Origin of the sequence: Mucilaginibacter sp. CAU 1740 (assembly GCF_039839285.1) — a bacterium.
Taxonomy (GTDB): Bacteria; Bacteroidota; Bacteroidia; order Sphingobacteriales; family Sphingobacteriaceae; genus Mucilaginibacter.
Window position 1 is genome coordinate 93,283 of record NZ_JBDOQS010000004.1, and the last position, 17,342, is coordinate 110,624.

Consider the following 17,342-nt stretch of genomic DNA (forward strand, 5'->3'; position numbering starts at 1 on the left):
AATCTGTATAAATAACATTTGATAAAAGCTTTTATGTGTTGCAAATAAATATTGTTTGCAAATAAGCGCTAACAATATATTTAACGCAACAAGCTGATTTTTTCGCTATTTTCGGCCGTGATACTTCGGGTATCGTGGATTGAACCAATATAACATGAAAAAAGCTTTCCTTTTAATATTCATAACCTGTTTGGCTGGTAAATTGTTTGCCCAAACGCCGCCTGCAAATTATGCTACCGCTTTAAATAAATTTAGGCAATTGTATAACAATAACAAGCCCGATAGTATATATGCCATGTTTGGTCCCGAAATGATGAAGGCCCTTTCGCCGGTTGATTTCAGGAATACAACTACCCAACTCAAAACGCAGTTAGGTTCTCTGGGCGACGCTGAACTGGCAAACTATGAAGTGCCAATAGCCCATTATAAAGCAACTTTTCAAAAAGGTGTTTTCTCGTTAAATATTTCGTTAAATGCTGATAACAAATTTACAGGTCTTTCATTAACGCCATATACCGCTCCGGCAACTACTGCTGCTCCGCCGGTAAGTAATATAATTCCAACTGATCCGTCGTTAACAGAATCGCCAATTACGGTTAAAACTTTATTAGGCTCGATATCTGGTACATTGGCCATGCCTAAAGATGCTAACGGTAAAGTGCCGTTGGTATTGATCATTGCAGGATCGGGCCCTACAGATAGGGATGGTAACAGCCCTAAGCTTGGTCTGCATGCTAATGTTTACAAAATGATAGCCAACGAACTTGGTAAAAAAGGAATTGCATCGTTACGTTATGATAAGCGTTTGGTAGGCCAAAGCACCACCTCGATAAAAGAAAATGAAATAAGATTTGAAGATTATGTTGAGGATGCCGCTGCGTTACTTAATATGTTCACTGCCGATGAACGCTTTTCGAAAGTGATCATCCTTGGCCATAGCGAAGGGTCATTAGTAGGTATGATGGCTGCTTTTGATGAGCCGATAAAAGGCTTTATTTCGGTAGCTGGTGCTGGTGATTCGGCAGATAAGATCCTTACCGAGCAGATGAAATCGCAACCATCTTTTATTTCGGATGGTTTTAACAGGATGCTGGATAGCTTGAAACGTGGTAAAACAACTGATAATATCGACCCTGCATTGTACTTCATCGCCCGACCAAGCATTCAAAAATACCTGATGTCGTGGTTTAGGTACAATCCTCAGCGCGAGATCAGGAAGGTAAAAGCACCTATACTGATCATTCAGGGAACAACCGATTTACAGGTTACCGTTGGTGATGCTGAGAAGTTGAAGAAAGCAAAATCGGATGCTATCCTTACCATAATCCCCAACATGAACCACGTATTGAAGGAAGCCCCTGCCGATAAGGAGAAGAACAAGGAAACTTATAATCAGCCCGATTTGCCGCTAAAACCGGAATTTGTAACGGCGATCATAAATTTTATAACCAAAACGGCGAAATAGGGACTCACCCCGACATCGCTACGCTTGTCACCCCTCTCTACGCTGCGCGTAAAGAGGGGATTTTTTTATTTTTCCTACCCTCTTTGCGGCTTGCCGGAGAGAGGGTAGGTCCAGCGAAGCGTAGACCGGGTGAGTAAATTATGCGAGCGATACTCCGAAGCACATTACCACGCCCCCAACAACCTCCTGATCACAATGATCTCGGCCACATGGTAAGCATTATGATCTGCAGCCTGTAAGGCCTCACGCAAAATTGTCTGTCCGTCCCCGTGAGGGATCTTGCTGTAAATATCTCCTGATTTTACAAGTTCGGCCAGTTCTTCCAGGTCATCATCAATTTGTTTAATGGATTTTTCCCAGGCCTCATCACTTTCCGGAGCCAGTTCTTTTACCCAGTAGGCAGCAGGCCACTCGGGCGATTCATGGCTGCCATCTTTGCTAAACTCCAGCATATCCCATTGCGCTATGCGAATGTGTTCAACCAGTTGCCAAATGGTGTAGGGGAGTTTATCAACCTTTACACCGCGCAGGTTGGCTGGTAGCCCGTCGAGTGCTTTTTTCAGGTCGGCATGGGCATTACCTCCTTGCAGCAGGTGTAAAACCTCGTTAATTACTATTTGATGTTCGTTATTCATAGGTGTTTGATTGTTGCTAAAAGTAACAAATTAACAACCGGTTTGATTTATTCGGCTTAAATGTTTTAAGTTTATGGTTCATTGTAAAACTTTAATCAGTCGTGATCAAAAACATATTTTTTAAGCTAACCTGCGCCAATATTTTATTTATAGTAGCCTTAACCGGTTGTAAAAAAGAGGGGGGCAGCGGCACAGGGCCATTGTTGGGTAAAGACGATGCCGCTTTTATAAAATATGAGAACACATTTTTAGATAACTTCTGGAAGCTGAACCCCGATTGGGCTACATCGGTAGGGTATCATAAATACGATAGCCTGATGGTGATCCCTAATGAAGGTAGCCGCGAAAAGCTGTTGAACTTTGCCAAATACCAGGTTGATTCGTTGAGCCGTTTTGAAGTGAATACCCTATCCGAAGGAAGTAAAATAGACTATAAAATTCTGCAAAACCAGCTGGATTATATTCAATGGCAAACCACCCATTTAAGGCAGTTTGAGTGGGACCCATCATCATACAATGTAATAGGCACCTTCGCTTATATCCTGAACGAGCATTACGAGCCTTTGGCAAAACGCCTGCGCCACTTTTATCAGCGCATGTCTTTTATTCCCCAATATTATAAAGAGGCCGAAAAGCAAATCAAAAATCCGGTAGTTGAACTAACCAATTTGGCTATTGAGCAAAACCTTGGCGGGCTTGATGTACTATCAAAAGATTTTGCCGATTCGCTTAAAAAAACAAATATCCCCAAAGCCGAACAAAAATTAATGACAGATAGGGCTGCCCAAAGTGTTACCGCTATTAAAGCCTACACTGATTGGTTGAAAGCCCTGAAAAACGACCATCCGCGCAGCTTCAGGTTAGGTAAAGACTTGTATGAGGATAAGTTTAAGTACGAGATAGTAGCAAGCAACACTGCCGAAAAAACTTACAACGCCGCTGTTGAGCGCAAAAAATATACCCACCGCGAAATGGCTAAAATAGGCAAGCAGCTTTGGCCAAAGTATATGGGTAAGGCCGCCATGCCTAAGGATAGTTTGGAAATGATCAGTCAGCTGATTGATACCATCTCGACCAAACATGTTAAGCCGGAAGATTTTCAATCATCTATTGAGCAGATCATCCCTAAGCTGAATGCTTTTGTGAAAACTAAAGACCTGCTTACGCTTGATCCTACAAAACCACTCATCATCCGTAAAGAACCGGGCTACATGGCTGGTGTTGCAGGAGCATCTATGAGCGGCCCTGGCCCTTATGATAAAAACGGTAACTCGTATTACAATGTTGGCAGTTTATCAGGATGGAGTAAAGAGAAAGCAGAGAGTTATCTGCGCGAATACAACAACTACATACTACAGATCTTGAGTATCCACGAGGCCGTACCAGGTCATTATGTACAGGGTGTGTACTCGAATAAAGCGCCAAGCATTATTAAAGCTGTATTTGGCAATGGTGCTATGGCCGAAGGTTGGGCTGTTTACACCGAGCAGATGATGCTTGAAAACGGCTTTGGCAATAACGAACCCGAAATGATGCTGATGTGGTATAAATGGAACCTGCGCTCGGTATGTAATACCATACTGGATTATAGCGTGCACAGCGGTAACATGACCAAAGAAGATGCCATTAAAATGCTAACCCACGAGGCATTTCAACAACAAGCAGAAGCCGATGGCAAATGGAAACGTGTAAGTGTTACCAGTGTACAGCTAACCAGCTACTATACCGGCTATAAAGAAATTATTGATCTGCGCGATGCCTATAAACTAAAAATGGGCGATAAATACAAGCTTAAAGAGTTTAACGAAAAGTTTTTAAGCTACGGCAGTGCCCCGGTTAAATTTATACGCGAAGCCATGCTTGCTAAAACAGCAGCCACAAGCAGCGGTAATTAGAAAGAATGAATTGATAGTCCATGAGTTAAAAACTCATGGACTATGAACCATGAGATCATATCCCACGAACTATCAAAATCTTTATGCGTAATGGTTTTTGATCTGGTGCTCAAGTTGCGAAAGCACCCTGGGTTTTAATTTGCCTTTGCAGCAAATACAGTTGTTGTGCTCAAAGTTAATTTCGGCTACAAACTTACCCTGATCAACTACGCGGAACCTTCCTGCTTCATTGGGTAATACAGCCAACATTCGTTCATCCTGCCCAGAAAAATTAATCAGCACATGAAACTGGTGCTGTGGTATAAATGCTAACTGCCTTAACATAAAACCTCCCTTTCCGTTTATTAAATGGTTAAAAAAATAAAAGAGCCTTGACTGTTATAAAGTTAACGAATTATGTTTTAATTAATTGTTAACTGCAAAGCGATTTTTTGATAAAAATATTATAATATCTTTAGCCCCATATATCTAACATGATGAAAAAAACGCTATTAGCAGCGGCTATGCTTATCGTATCGGTAGCAGGTTACGCGCAAAAGGTAAAACCGGCACTCAAATTAATTAAAGGCAATACTTATTACCTGGTATCGTCGGCGCACTCGGTTATTAAGCAAACTATAAACGGGCAACTCAATAATATCGATATGACCATTGATGGCAAGATGTCGTTCAAGGTATTAAATACCGATGATTCCCTTTACTATATGGAGGTTAATTATACCAAAGTAGGCATGAAAATGACACTGCCTACAGGTACCGTAGCTTTCGATTCGGATAATAAGGATACCACAAACATTATGGCGCGTATCATGTCAGGCATTACCAACAGGCCGTTTACCGCCTCTATTACCAAAAGCGGCAGGATCCGCTCGGTTGAGAATGCCGAAAACATGATCTCGGCTATGATTGATGGTGTTAAGGGTGTGCCAGATGCTCAGAAAGATCAGCTTAAAAGCCAGCTAACAGAATCATTCGGTTCAGCTGCCTTGAAAAGTAACCTGCAAATGTCTATGGCTGTATTGCCCGAAAAGGCTATCGCCAAAAATGATAAATGGACTGTTAATACAATTATGGAAGGCGCGATGAAAGCGAATATAACTTCTGTTTACCAATTGATGGATATTACGCCGCAAGGCTACGCTATACATGGTTCGGCAACGCTGGTTACAGATAATACCGGTGGTTATAAAACCATCAGCAATATGCCGATGAAATATAACATGAAAGGCACCATGTTATCTGATTTTGTGGTTGATAAAACTACCGGATGGGTAAGCAGCTCCAAAATTAAGCAAACCATTGATGGTACTGTAGAGATCAAAGACAATCCACAAATACCAGGTGGCCTTACCTTCCCGATGACGGTAACCAGCGAGACTACCAGCAGTGATCATTAAGGGACAAGTATTCTGATAAAATAATAAATCACGTCATTGCGAGGTACGAAGCAATCGCACGGAAGCAGAGCAGCTATGCTAATCCGCCCTGTATAGTTCGCGATTGCTTCGTACCTCGCAATGACGTTTTTATTTTAATTAGGGTTTAAAACGCTACTTCACCTCCCAAACCCCTTCAAGGTAAACCTTATACCGTTGTGGCTGAAACTCGCCGAAGGCAAAAACAAAAATATCATTATCCTTTTTAGCATAATAAAGCCTGAGCCTGTCGCTGCCCTGGTATAGGTTCAAAAAGCCGCCATCAGTTTTAAAGCCCGCGGTTTCAACAATACTTTTAAAATCATCGATGCGGATAATATCAGCCAGTTTTTCAAAGTTGTTATTGGCAAAATCATCAAAATTTATTGAGCCATGAGGAAGCTTAATATTAAAAGTCGAGTTGTACAGGGTATCATCCGTATTATCAAATAGCAGTGCTTTTGCTATCTCGTATTTTTTGATCATAGAAAATGTATTAAAAACAAATGCCGGTTTAATGGCAGCCTAAAGCTATACCATCAAACCGACATTGCTATAATCGATTATTTATTTTATTGTTTTTCTTCTTTTTCTTCTTCTATATAACCTTGTTGTTTAAGATCATTGATAGGGTATGGCACTTCGTACTGGATGCCTAAACCGGGTTTGCCAAACCAAGGGATGATCTTGCCTTCGCGGGTATTAGGTATTGGTTTTAAGATCTTATATATTTTATAAGGTTTAGTTAAAGTATTATCGGGCAGGGCACGCTGAGGGAAGGGTACGCCTTTTGCCGAAACAAAGGTGCCTTTATCTTGAAAAGCACCGCTGGCATCGGTATAGCCGCCATAACGATCAATCAGGAAACCTTTTCTAAGTGTTACAATGATCAGGTTAACCGCGCCCCGGTTTGGTGGCCAGCCGCCGTTAAGCTGTTTCTCATTAAATAACTGTTCAAGTTGTGTCCATTTCTCGGTTTTCCATAAGCGCCATGCCGAATCCGCGTATTCCTTTTTAGCGGCAGTGTCGGCAAAATCGCTTACCGAGGCTTTAAAATCGGCATAGGTAATGCCTCTGATAATAAGATGGTGTTTTTTTGCTGCGTGTGGACCGGCTTTTACAGATTTGGTTTGAGCCGTTGCTATAAAGGGCAACAGCACTGCTAATAGCAGCAATTTAAGTGTTTTCATTTTGATGTAGTTTTGGTGTGATAAAGCTAATAGGAGTAGGGTTAATATGAAAGGGTTTTATAGTATTTATTTTATTCATATTATAATAAATATTGCTGGTTGAGTGGCGGTTTGTCCGTCCGTTTCCGGGTAAGGGTAGTTGATGACAAGATGGGACAGCATTAGGCCCGTGGTCGATGTTTTCACCATAAGTGTTCGGAGGATTTTTTCATTCCCTCCTTGGGGAGGGGTGTGGTGGATTGTGTTTGGCAGGGAGGGGTTTTTACGCCTTGTTAACGGATAAGTATGTTGAAGAAACCCCTCCCTACACCCTCCCAGGTGAGGGAATCGCACTTTCCCCCCGCTTTTTTTATTTCTTATTCGGTGTAATCAAAAATCAATCGGTGTAATCCCAAAAAAACAAACCAATAAACTAAATTATTACCTTCGTACCCATGTCATCAGCTGAAGCAAAAAAACAGATAGAGGCAATTACCGCCGAACTTAAACAGCACAATTACAACTACTATGTGCTGGCCATGCCTACCATATCCGACTTTGATTTTGATAAAAAACTGGAGCAGCTTAACAAGCTGGAAAAGGAATACCCTGAATTTGCCGACCCGGATTCGCCGACGCAAAGGGTAGGCGGCGATATTACCAAAGAGTTTGAGACCGTGCGCCACCGCTGGCCAATGCTCTCGTTAGGTAATACCTATAACGAGCAGGAGCTGCTTGATTTTGATCAGCGTATCCGCAAGGCCATTGGCGATAACTTTGAGTACGTATGCGAGCTTAAATTTGATGGTTTGAGCATGAGCCTTACCTACCAGGATGGTAAGCTGGTACGCGGCGTAACCCGTGGCGATGGTGTACAGGGCGATGACGTTACCACCAATATTAAAACCATCCATACCATACCCAAACGTTTGCATGGCGAAGGCTACCCTGCATATTTCGATATCCGTGGAGAAGTGTTTATGCACCGCAAAGCTTTCGACAGGTTGAATAACGAACGGATTGAAGCCGGCGAAGTAGCTTATGCCAACCCCCGTAACTTTGCATCGGGTACGGTTAAAATGCAGGATTCGGCCGAGGTTGCTAAGCGCCCGCTGGATTGTTTCCTGTACTTTTTATATACCGAAAAACCGCTGTTTAAAACCCATTGGGAAAGCCTGCAGGAGGTGAAAAAATGGGGCTTCCACACTAACGATCATAGCGAACTTTGCCCTGATATTAAATGCGTACTCGATTTTATTAATAAATGGGATACCGAGCGCTTTAACCTGAGCTATGATATTGATGGTATTGTTATTAAAGTAAATAACTATTCGCAGCAGCAGGAGTTGGGCTTCACTGCCAAATCTCCACGTTGGGCTATCTCCTATAAATTTAAAGCCGAGCGTGTTGAAACCGAACTACTGGAAGTTAGCTACCAGGTAGGCCGTACAGGTGCCGTTACCCCGGTTGCCAACCTGAAGCCGGTTTTACTTGCCGGTACCACCGTGAAGCGTGCTACGCTGCATAACGCTAACGAAATTATCCGTTTGGATCTGCATGAGGGCGATACCGTTTTCGTTGAGAAAGGCGGCGAGATCATCCCGAAGATCATCAGTGTAAACCCCGAGAAACGTAAAGCTGATGCCGTGCCTGTTATTTACCGTACTACCTGCCCGGCCTGTGATACCCCTTTGGAGCGTAAAGAAGGTGAAGCAGCCTTTTACTGCCCTAATGATGAGGGTTGCCCGCCACAAATAGTTGGTAAAATGCAGCATTACATTGGTAGGAAAGCGATGGATATTGACGGTTTGGGCGATGAAACTATCGATACTTTGTACAGTAAAGGTTTCATTAGCCACATCAGTGATATTTATGAATTGCACACCCATGCCGCTGAGTTGAAACAGATGGGCCGTTTTGGCGAAAAATCCATCAGCAACATGCTTGATGGTATTGAGGCATCTAAAAAAATGCCTTTCGAAAAAGTGCTGTTTGGTTTAGGGATCCGCTATGTTGGCGAAGCCGTTGCCCGTAAACTGGCTTTCCACTTTAAAAATATCGATAAGCTGATGGCTGCCACCGTCGAAGAATTGACCGCTGCCGAAGAAATAGGCGAACGTATAGCCCAAAGTATTACAGAATATTTTGCGGCTGATGTGCATCGCCAGGAAATAGAAAAACTGCGCGCCCATGGCCTGCAATTTGTTGCTGAAGAAAAAGAGGTTGTGTTGGCAAGTGATACACTGGTTGGTAAAACTTTTATCATTTCGGGTACGTTCGAGAAATCCTCTCGCGATGAGTTGAAAGATATCATTGAGCAAAATGGCGGCAAAATATTAAGCAGCATTTCGGCTAAGTTAAATTATCTGGTAGCGGGCGATAATATGGGGCCAAGCAAGCTGGAAAAAGCCAATAAACTCAATATTCCTATCATTAGCGATGAGGAATTACTGGCCATGATAAAATAAGCATTCCTGGTTTGTTTATTTTATTCATTGGGCTTTTTTTTCTACTTAGTGTATCGGATTTTGTGTTAATTTGTACTGCCCTTAATTAATTAAACGCGATGTTTAACTAATATATCTATGGAAAAATTTATACAAGTTCAGGCAAACATTCATTGTGAGCCTTGTAAAGAATGCGGTGCCAGACCTGTTATTGAGCAGATAAAAGGCCAGTTTAAAGTGCGGTGCCCTAAAGATAAATCGCATTATCAAACTAAACCAGGCTTAATTGATATTAACGACTGGAATACAAAAAATAAAGCACACCCATCATTGGGTAATAAAGCATCTTCAAATAAGCAGGCATCCTAATCAAGGTGCCTTTTTTACATTATTTAACAATTTAGCGCTGTAACAATCAACTAATAAACTTCATCTTAGCTTAAAACATCTGCTAAATGAAGCCAGTCCTGCTTATCCTGCTTTCTCTCTTCAGTACTTCCGTATTTGCTCAACAATTTAATATCAGTGGTAAAATAACTGATGAAGGCGGTAAACTCATCCCATTTGCATCCATCTACGTAAAAAATACAACCAAAGGTGTTTCGGCAAATAGCGAGGGTAGCTACCAGTTACGTGTTAATGCCGGGACGTATAATATCCAGTACAAAGCAGTAGGCTATACCCAGCAAAGCAAAAGCGTTGTTGTCAATGCCGATCAAACGATCAACATCAGCCTGCAAATCGAAACCTATCAGCTTAAAGATGTTACGGTACATGCCGGTGGCGAAGACCCTGCCTATGCCATTATGCGCAAGGCTATCAAAAAACGTAAAACTTATTTAAACGAGGTAAAGGCCTACACCTGCGATATCTACATAAAAGGCCTGCAAAAACTGCTTGCCGCCCCTAAAAGTTTTATGGGTTTTGATGTGCAGAAGGCAACTAACGAAGCCGGGCTTGATTCCAATCGCCGTGGTATAGTTTACCTTTCCGAGTCGGAATCGAAGTATAGTTTTGTCCGTCCGGATAGGGTACACGAGGAGCAGGTGTCCGCTAAAGTATCGGGGCGTAACCGGGCTTTCAGTTTTAACCGGGCATCGGATATGGCGGTTAATTTTTATGAAAATTATGAGAAGTGGGAGGGGATGAGCAACCGCCCACTGGTATCGCCCGTGGCAGATAATGCCATGTTTTACTACAACTATAAATACATAGGTACCTCGGTAGAGAACGGCGAAACCATCAACAAAATTGAGGTGATACCCAAACGGGCGCATGATCCGTGCTTTGAAGGTGTTATTTATATTTTGGATGATAGCTGGCGCATTTACGGGTTGCAGCTTTACATCACTAAAAAAGCCAATATCAATTTTGTTGATACCCTTAAAGTTAACCAGCAGTTTTTCCCGGTTAACGAAAAAAACTGGATGACCTCATCTATCAAGTTCGAGTTTACAGGCGGCTTGTTTGGCTTTAAAATAGGCGGCTATTTTATATCGATATACAAAAACTACGACCTTAACCCCGACCTAAGCCAGGCCAACTTTAACGAACAGCTGCGCATAACCAAAGGCACCGCTAAAGATTCGGCCTACTGGGAGCAGGCCCGGCCTATCCCTTTAACCGGCGAAGAAATTGTTGATTACAAAGCCAAAGATAAGCTGGCAAAAAAGCGCGAATCGAAAGAATACCTTGATTCGCTGGATAAAGCCAACAACAAGTTTAAGCCCGTTAATCTGTTGTTTACCGGCATCAATACCCGCAACCGTTACAAAAAAGAATATTTTCATTACGACCCTTTAATAGGTTCCATGCTCTACAACACCGTTGAAGGTTTCGCGATTGATTATGGCGCGAGCTATAGTAAACTGGTTGATACGCTCAATAACCGCTATTTTGTGGTGAATGGTAAGGTGCGTTATGGTTTCTCTAATCATTTGTTCAACGGCTCGGCAGGGGTGGCTATTCCGTTGCAGCGTTTTACGTTGGGATTAAACGGCGGATCGGATGTGGTTGATCTGAACAGCCTGGCCCCAATGTCTACCTTTGTAAATACTTTGCATAGCCTTTTAGCGCAGCAAAACTTTAAAAAGCTGTATCAAAAGCAATTTGCCTCGGCATCGTTATCAGGTAGGATTACAGGCGGATTAAAGGGCAGTGCCTTGGTTGAATGGGCTAACCGTAAGTGGTTGCCAAATACCACGGCCTTCAGTATTTTTGATCCGCATGCCCATCAGTTCACTTCCAACAACCCGTTACAGCCCGATCAGGATGTGCCCCTGTTCCCCGAAAATAAATCGTTAACCCTGAACCTGCGGGCCAGCTATGATTTTAGTAATAAGTACGAAACCTATCCATCCGGTCGCAGGTATTTGCCATCAAAATATCCAACCATCAGCGTAAACTACACCAAAGGCATCAGCAACGCTTTAGGATCTGATGTGGATTATGATAAAATCAGCGCCGATATTTCTAAAACCGATATCAGCATGGGCTTTTACGGCAGCAGCTCGTTCTTTATAGGCGCAGGCAAGTTTCTGAACGCTAAAAGCGTTTTCTACCCCGATTACTTCCACTTTGCAGGTAACGAAGTGCTATCCTACAAACCAAGGATAAACCGTTTCCTGCTGTTGGATTACTACGATTTCAGCACACCAGATAAATATATTGAGGGACATTTTGAACATAACTTCTCGGGCTTCATCACCAACAAAATCCCATTAATCCGCAAGTTTAAATTGCAGGAGATAGTGGATGTAAACTACCTGTACACCCCGCAGCTTAAAAACTATACCGAACTGGGCTTCGGCTTGCAATACCTCAATATAAGGGCTATGTACGGCATATCATACAACGGCGGTACACAGGCAAAATCGGCGTTTAGGTTGGGGATATCTCTTTAAGGTGTTTTTGAGGCGAAAGGATAAAGGTAAAAGGCGAAAGGAAAGAGCGAAGAAAACCACCACGTCATTGCGAGGTACGAAGCAATCGCACGGAAGCATAGCGGCTGCGCAAATCCGCCCTGTACAGTTCGCGATTGCTTCGTACCTCGCAATGACGTGTTTTTTTTAGTAGCTCAAGGTATTCCGTCCGTCCGTCACCCTGAACCCAATCTTTCCTGGTACAATCCGGCCGGTATTCTATTCATTAACTTGTTAAAAAAATCCTATCAATCCCTTAATCCTAAAAATCACGGTTCAGAAAAATAAACCACTCACTTAATCAACCATTCTCCCAATCACCCCAAAAGTTTACCTTTGCAGCATGATCAAGAACTACATTCCCTGCCTCATCATAGTACTGCTTGCCCTCGGCTGTACAAAAAAAGTACCTCCATACACCATATCGCGCGTAACCAAAACAGATACCGCTACCAAACTAACGGTTAACATAACCGGCAGGTTAAAATGGGCCGAACTGCTCAGCATCACCTCAAAAATAAAAGCCGATAGTGCCAATTTGCCCAACCTGCAATTAGATTTTATGCTGCCTGGCCATAACGATAAAAGCACCGGTGCCAATAACTTTTACGCCATTGCCCGTTACCCTAAAACAGATCAGGTAACTATGCAGGATACCACTAAAGATGCAGACGGCACTACCGTACGCCTGAATATCATTGGCTTATCCTCAGAAAAAGTAAAACACTTGTTAAGCCTCAACCCCGAAGATTTGAAAGGTAAAAACATAATAGGCAGGTTTATTGACGATAATAACCATACCCTTATTGTGCCCTTTACCGATATTGCCGATGGCAAAAAGGAAACTTACATTATTGAACTGGATACCCTTGGCAATGTAGTATCGCGCACCATCCCGAAGGTTGATAGCAGCGATGGCGTAGAGAAACTGCATGTTACCGAGCGTGGCGATTACATCACTATAAAAGATAGCGTGCTTACCCAGTACTCGATAGATGATCTGGGCTTACCTTACAATAGCACTAAAGCAGGTATTTAATTGTCTGCCTGGTGATATGCAGAAATCACCATTGGTTTAATTTTAGGTTGAAAAATTGAGGTTTCGGGGTTAAATCATTCATTTGTTTGATATTATACCGATATATTTATAATGTTTAAAACATTTATGAATATGAACCGAAATTTTATCAAAACTTTTGCCCTGTGTGTAATAGCGGCATTTAGTGCCTTTGTGGCTTCGGCACAGGTAAGGTTGCCCGAGGGCTACTTCCTTAAAACGCTTCCCAACGGGTTGCAGGTACTGGTTATTGAGAACGCCAAAGTGCCTTTAACCACCATCGAAATTGCTGTTAAAAACGGTGCCTATACCGAGGGCCCTGAATACAGCGGCCTCTCGCACCTTTTTGAGCACATGTTTTTCAAGGCCAACAAGGTATATCCCGATCAGGAAAAATTTCTGAAACGTACGCAAGAGCTTGGTGCCATCTGGAATGGTACCACCGGTAACGAGCGTGTAAATTACTTCTTCACTTTTGATAGGGACAGCCTTAAAGCAGGCCTCAACTTTATGAATGCCGCCATCCGTTTCCCTATTTACCGCGAGGAGGATATGAAAAAGGAGCGCCCGGTAGTTGATGGCGAGTTTCAGCGTGCCGAGAGCGACCCGAGCTTCCAGCTGTGGTACAATATGCAGCAAAAGCTTTGGGGCGATCTTATCACCCGTAAAAACCCTATCGGCATCCACGAAGTGATCAACTCGGCTACGCCCGAAAAAATGATGATCATTAAGGATAAATACTATTTCCCTAATAACAGCTTGCTTACCATTTGCGGCGATGTGAAGCATGATAACGCCTTTGCCCTTGCCGAAAGCATTTTTGGCGATTGGGCCAACAGTGGTTTCGATCCGCAAGCTAAATTCCCTATCCCGCCATTTAAGCCTTTAGCCAAAACTGAATACTTTGTTAAAGAAGCTACCATTGCCCAAACCCCTTATATGGATTTTACATGGCAAGGCCCTTCGTACCCAACAGATTCGGCTGCTACAGTTGCTGCCGATGTGTTTTCGACCATTGTGGGCTTAAACTCATCAAAATTACAGCAGGCTTTGGTTGATAAAGGCCTTGCCAGCGGCGTTTACGTAAGCTACAATACCAGCAGGTATGTTGGCCCGGTAGATATTTTTGTGGTACCTACTGCCGATAAGCTTAAAGAATGCTACACCGAACTGATGAACCAGGTAAGCCAATGGGGTAAGGATGATTACTTTACCGACGAGCAAATGGCTACCGCTAAAGCTATACTGCACCGTAACGATATTCACGCTAAAGAAAAACCATCATCTTTACCAAGCCAGGTTAGCTACCAGTGGTGCAGCACATCGCTTAATTACTATACCGATTTGGACAGCAATTACCAGAAGGTTACCCGTGCCGATATCAAAAAATACCTGGCTAACTATGTAATTGGTAAACCATACGTTGCAGGCCTGATCATAGCGCCCGAGTTAAATAAAACAGTGAACGCGGCTTCATTTTTTGTTGCCAAATAACTTAAACCAGTAAGCATCATGAAAAAATATATAATTGCCCTGCTGGTTGCAGCGGCTATCGGAAATACCGCCAGAGCCCAGAATAAAGCCTACGAAACCACCGTTGATGGCGTAAAGGTAATTGTACAGCCCAGCGGAAACGATATTGTTGAGGTACAAACCATTATTAAAGGCGGCGTACAAAACTACCCGGCAACCAAGGCGGGTATCGAATCATTAGCGATGAGTGCCCTCACCGAGTGCGGTACCATTAAACACGATAAAAATAGTTTTAAGGATGAGCTGGATAAGGTGAGCGCTACTGTTTATGGTAGCAGCAATAAAAACTACTCGGTAGTGCGCATGAACTGTATTAAAGGCGATTTTGATATAGTGTGGCCTTTGTATGTGGAGGCTATAACCCAGCCCAAATTTGACGAGAAAGAGTTTGGCCGGATTAAAGATGTTGCCATCAGCAACCTTAAACAGGAAGATTCACAGCCCGATAACGCCATTGATAAATATGCCGATAAAATTGCTTTTGCCGGTACCAACTATGCTAAAGATCCAAGCGGCACGGTAGCCATTATCAGCGCTTTAACACCTGCCGAAACCAAGGCTTACTATCAATCTATCCTAACCAAATCGCGTTTGGTTATTGTTGTTGTGGCCGATCTGGATCAGGCTACTATCGAAGCTAAAGTTAAAGCCATGCTTGCCGGAGTTAAACAAGGCTCGGCGTTCGCCTTTAAAAAATCAACCTTCAGCACCCCGAAAAACAGTATCAATGTTGAAAAACGCGACCTCGCTACCAACTATGTTGAAGGTATTGCCAGCGGACCAGCTGCCGGTACACCCGATTTTAACGCCTTTAACGTAGCCATGCGCATTTTTAGCAACATGCACTTTTTAGAGGTTCGTACCAACAACGGTTTATCATACGCCCCGCAAGCCTGGTTTAGCGCAGGCCAAACCTCAACAGCCCGTTTCGCAGTTTCAACAACCGAACCTAATAAATACATTGCCGTATTTGATAAGCTGGTTGACCGCATAAAACGCGATGGTTTTAAACCAGAAGATGTAGCCGATATGAAGATCACTTATCTAACCGGCTTCTACTATAAAAACGAAACCAACAGCGCCCAGGCATCGGCCATAGCATCAAACGAGGTACTGCACGATAACTGGAAACGTTCCATAACTATGGTTGATGATGTAAAGAAACTTACTGTTGATGACGTAAGCAACGCCTTCCGCAAGTACATCAACAACATAGTATGGGTTTACCAGGGCGATCCGGCTAAAGTAAACCAGATCCTTTATATAAACGGTACGCTTAACCAAGGCGGTAGCCCGGTGAATCATTAAGCATTAGGTTAAACCGCCGAAGCTTATAAACCACGTCATTGCGAGGTACGAAGCAATCGCACACAGGCAAATCCGCCCCGTATGGTTCGCGATTGCTTCGTACCTCGCAATGACGTTTTGGGATGATGCAAATGACTATCCCTCCGGAAGAACCGCCTTTTTTCTTGTTCTACTCCAGCCGGCGCCTTTGGGGCGGGTGGGTACGGTATCGCCTAATAGTTTTCCCCATGGTTTGAGGTCTTCTATCCTGTCGAATATGATCTTCAACACTGCAATGAATGGGATAGAAAGGAACATACCCGATAATCCCCAAAGCATATTACCCAGCAGCACCACCACTATCGAGATCAGCGCGTTGATCTGCACCTTTGATGATACAATGCGCGGCACCAGGATATTGTTATCAATAAACTGGATAACAATATAGGCAATGATAACGCCCAGCTGTGTGCTGTAGCCATCTTTAGTAACAGTTGCCATCAGCACAGGTAAAGCAATGGCTATGATGCCGCCAATGTAAGGCAACAGGTTAAGGATAGCGCCTATTACACCTATCAGTATGCCGTACTTAACGCCCAGTAATACTAACGCTGCCGAGTTCATAACGGCTACTATCAGCATCTCAATCAATAAGCCCTGTATATAGCTTTGTATGGCAGTTTTAGTTTCTTTTAATACCTCGGCTACCTGTTTGGAGTTTTCTTCGGAGAATACCTCGAAAAAGAAATTGAGGATGAGGGTTTTATAAAACAATATCAGAAATATATACACCGGCAGTACAAATACTAATCCGAATGTGCTTAATACGTTACCCAGGGTTCTACCTACCAAAGCCTGACTGTTGTTCATACCGTCGCTTATCAGTTTATCCTGTTTTTGGATAGGGTAGTTGAAGGTAGCAGCCACCCACTCTTTAAAGCTGGAAAAGATCTGCGCAAACTTTACTTTAAGTGCAGGCAACGAATCGCCAAACTGGATCATCTGCGTAGCGAGGAAATAAAACAAACCCGCAACCAAAATTATACCTGCCGCCATGGCTAAACCTATCGCCAGTATTTTGGGTACTTTATGCTGTTGCAGCCAGTTACTCACCGGGTTAAGCAATATGGCAATAAAAGCGGCAAAAGCCAGCGGGATCATTACATCTGCCAGTTGGGCAAAAACATAAATAAGCAAAATCAACCCAAAAAGCACAACGGTACTTTTCAGATAAAAGGGGTACTCTTTAACAGCAGGCATGGATACAGGATTTTATACCGAAAGGAACAAGATAAGTAATTGTTTTATTTGGATGGATTTTGTGTAAGGATTGGTGTATGTCCGTCCGTTTAGGGGAACCGGAGTGGTTAGGGGACGGGGAGGACATGTGTTTTTTTAATTCCCTCCCTCGGGAGGGGTGCGGCTGGATAGCGCGGTGGCAGGGAGGGGTTTATTCGCTATGCTAACGGATATGTATGGCGACGAAACCCCTCCCTACACCCTCCCAGGGGAGGGAAT

General features: G+C 43.2%; 14 protein-coding genes. 9 read left to right on the forward strand and 5 right to left on the reverse strand.

The features are described 5' to 3' along the window. Nucleotides 1-154 precede the first annotated feature (154 nt). The gene (locus AAFN85_RS10725; protein WP_347527228.1) at nucleotides 155-1,465 is read left to right on the forward strand and encodes an alpha/beta fold hydrolase; all 1,311 of its coding nucleotides are present in this window, start codon (nucleotides 155-157) and stop codon (nucleotides 1,463-1,465) included. Nucleotides 1,466-1,629: 164 nt separating this feature from the next. Here AAFN85_RS10725 and AAFN85_RS10730 read toward each other — a convergent pair whose 3' ends face one another. After that, on the reverse strand, nucleotides 1,630-2,100 hold the full coding sequence (locus AAFN85_RS10730) for a DinB family protein (protein WP_347527230.1): 471 nt from the start codon (nucleotides 2,098-2,100) through the stop codon (nucleotides 1,630-1,632). A 101-nt stretch (nucleotides 2,101-2,201) separates the two neighbouring features. Here AAFN85_RS10730 and AAFN85_RS10735 point away from each other — a divergent pair, with 101 nt between their 5' ends. Then, a complete protein-coding gene (locus tag AAFN85_RS10735) occupies nucleotides 2,202-3,995 on the forward strand; it encodes a DUF885 domain-containing protein (RefSeq protein ID WP_347527231.1) in 1,794 nt (597 codons plus the stop codon). Nucleotides 3,996-4,076: 81 nt separating this feature from the next. Here the strand turns inward: AAFN85_RS10735 and AAFN85_RS10740 are convergent, their stop codons facing one another. Beyond that, complete coding sequence (locus AAFN85_RS10740) at nucleotides 4,077-4,319, reverse strand: hypothetical protein (protein ID WP_347527233.1); 243 nt, start codon at nucleotides 4,317-4,319, stop codon at nucleotides 4,077-4,079. A gap of 149 nt (nucleotides 4,320-4,468) precedes the next feature. Here AAFN85_RS10740 and AAFN85_RS10745 point away from each other — a divergent pair, with 149 nt between their 5' ends. Further along, complete coding sequence (locus AAFN85_RS10745) at nucleotides 4,469-5,392, forward strand: DUF6263 family protein (protein WP_347527234.1); 924 nt, start codon at nucleotides 4,469-4,471, stop codon at nucleotides 5,390-5,392. Nucleotides 5,393-5,545: 153 nt separating this feature from the next. Here AAFN85_RS10745 and AAFN85_RS10750 read toward each other — a convergent pair whose 3' ends face one another. Together AAFN85_RS10750 and AAFN85_RS10755 are read right to left on the reverse strand one after the other, a co-directional pair. After that, a complete protein-coding gene (locus AAFN85_RS10750) occupies nucleotides 5,546-5,896 on the reverse strand; it encodes a hypothetical protein (RefSeq protein ID WP_347527236.1) in 351 nt (116 codons plus the stop codon). A gap of 86 nt (nucleotides 5,897-5,982) precedes the next feature. Continuing rightward, complete coding sequence (locus tag AAFN85_RS10755; RefSeq protein ID WP_347527238.1) at nucleotides 5,983-6,600, reverse strand: TNT domain-containing protein; 618 nt, start codon at nucleotides 6,598-6,600, stop codon at nucleotides 5,983-5,985. Between the two features lie 434 nt (nucleotides 6,601-7,034). On the opposite strand from AAFN85_RS10755, the gene ligA reads away from it, so the two are divergent. The 6 genes from ligA (at nucleotide 7,035) to AAFN85_RS10785 (ending at nucleotide 15,845) form a co-directional block, all read left to right on the forward strand. Beyond that, nucleotides 7,035-9,047, forward strand: coding sequence for an NAD-dependent DNA ligase LigA (gene ligA / locus AAFN85_RS10760; protein ID WP_347527240.1), 2,013 nt, complete (start codon nucleotides 7,035-7,037; stop codon nucleotides 9,045-9,047). 117 nt (nucleotides 9,048-9,164) lie between these two features. Beyond that, nucleotides 9,165-9,395 (forward strand): hypothetical protein, encoded by a 231-nt coding sequence (locus tag AAFN85_RS10765; RefSeq protein WP_347527241.1) that lies wholly within the window; start codon nucleotides 9,165-9,167, stop codon nucleotides 9,393-9,395. Nucleotides 9,396-9,481: 86 nt separating this feature from the next. Beyond that, nucleotides 9,482-11,929, forward strand: coding sequence for a DUF5686 and carboxypeptidase regulatory-like domain-containing protein (locus AAFN85_RS10770; RefSeq protein WP_347527242.1), 2,448 nt, complete (start codon nucleotides 9,482-9,484; stop codon nucleotides 11,927-11,929). 361 nt (nucleotides 11,930-12,290) lie between these two features. After that, nucleotides 12,291-12,986: a hypothetical protein gene (locus AAFN85_RS10775; RefSeq protein WP_347527244.1), complete on the forward strand. Its 696-nt coding sequence runs from the start codon at nucleotides 12,291-12,293 to the stop codon at nucleotides 12,984-12,986. A gap of 132 nt (nucleotides 12,987-13,118) precedes the next feature. Beyond that, complete coding sequence (locus tag AAFN85_RS10780; RefSeq protein WP_347527245.1) at nucleotides 13,119-14,498, forward strand: pitrilysin family protein; 1,380 nt, start codon at nucleotides 13,119-13,121, stop codon at nucleotides 14,496-14,498. 18 nt (nucleotides 14,499-14,516) lie between these two features. Continuing rightward, nucleotides 14,517-15,845 carry a pitrilysin family protein gene (locus tag AAFN85_RS10785; RefSeq protein ID WP_347527246.1) on the forward strand — a complete coding sequence of 443 codons (1,329 nt, stop codon included), beginning with the start codon at nucleotides 14,517-14,519 and terminating at the stop codon, nucleotides 15,843-15,845. Between the two features lie 135 nt (nucleotides 15,846-15,980). Here AAFN85_RS10785 and AAFN85_RS10790 read toward each other — a convergent pair whose 3' ends face one another. Beyond that, a complete protein-coding gene (locus AAFN85_RS10790) occupies nucleotides 15,981-17,084 on the reverse strand; it encodes an AI-2E family transporter (RefSeq protein WP_347527247.1) in 1,104 nt (367 codons plus the stop codon). Between the last annotated feature and the right edge of the window lie 258 nt (nucleotides 17,085-17,342).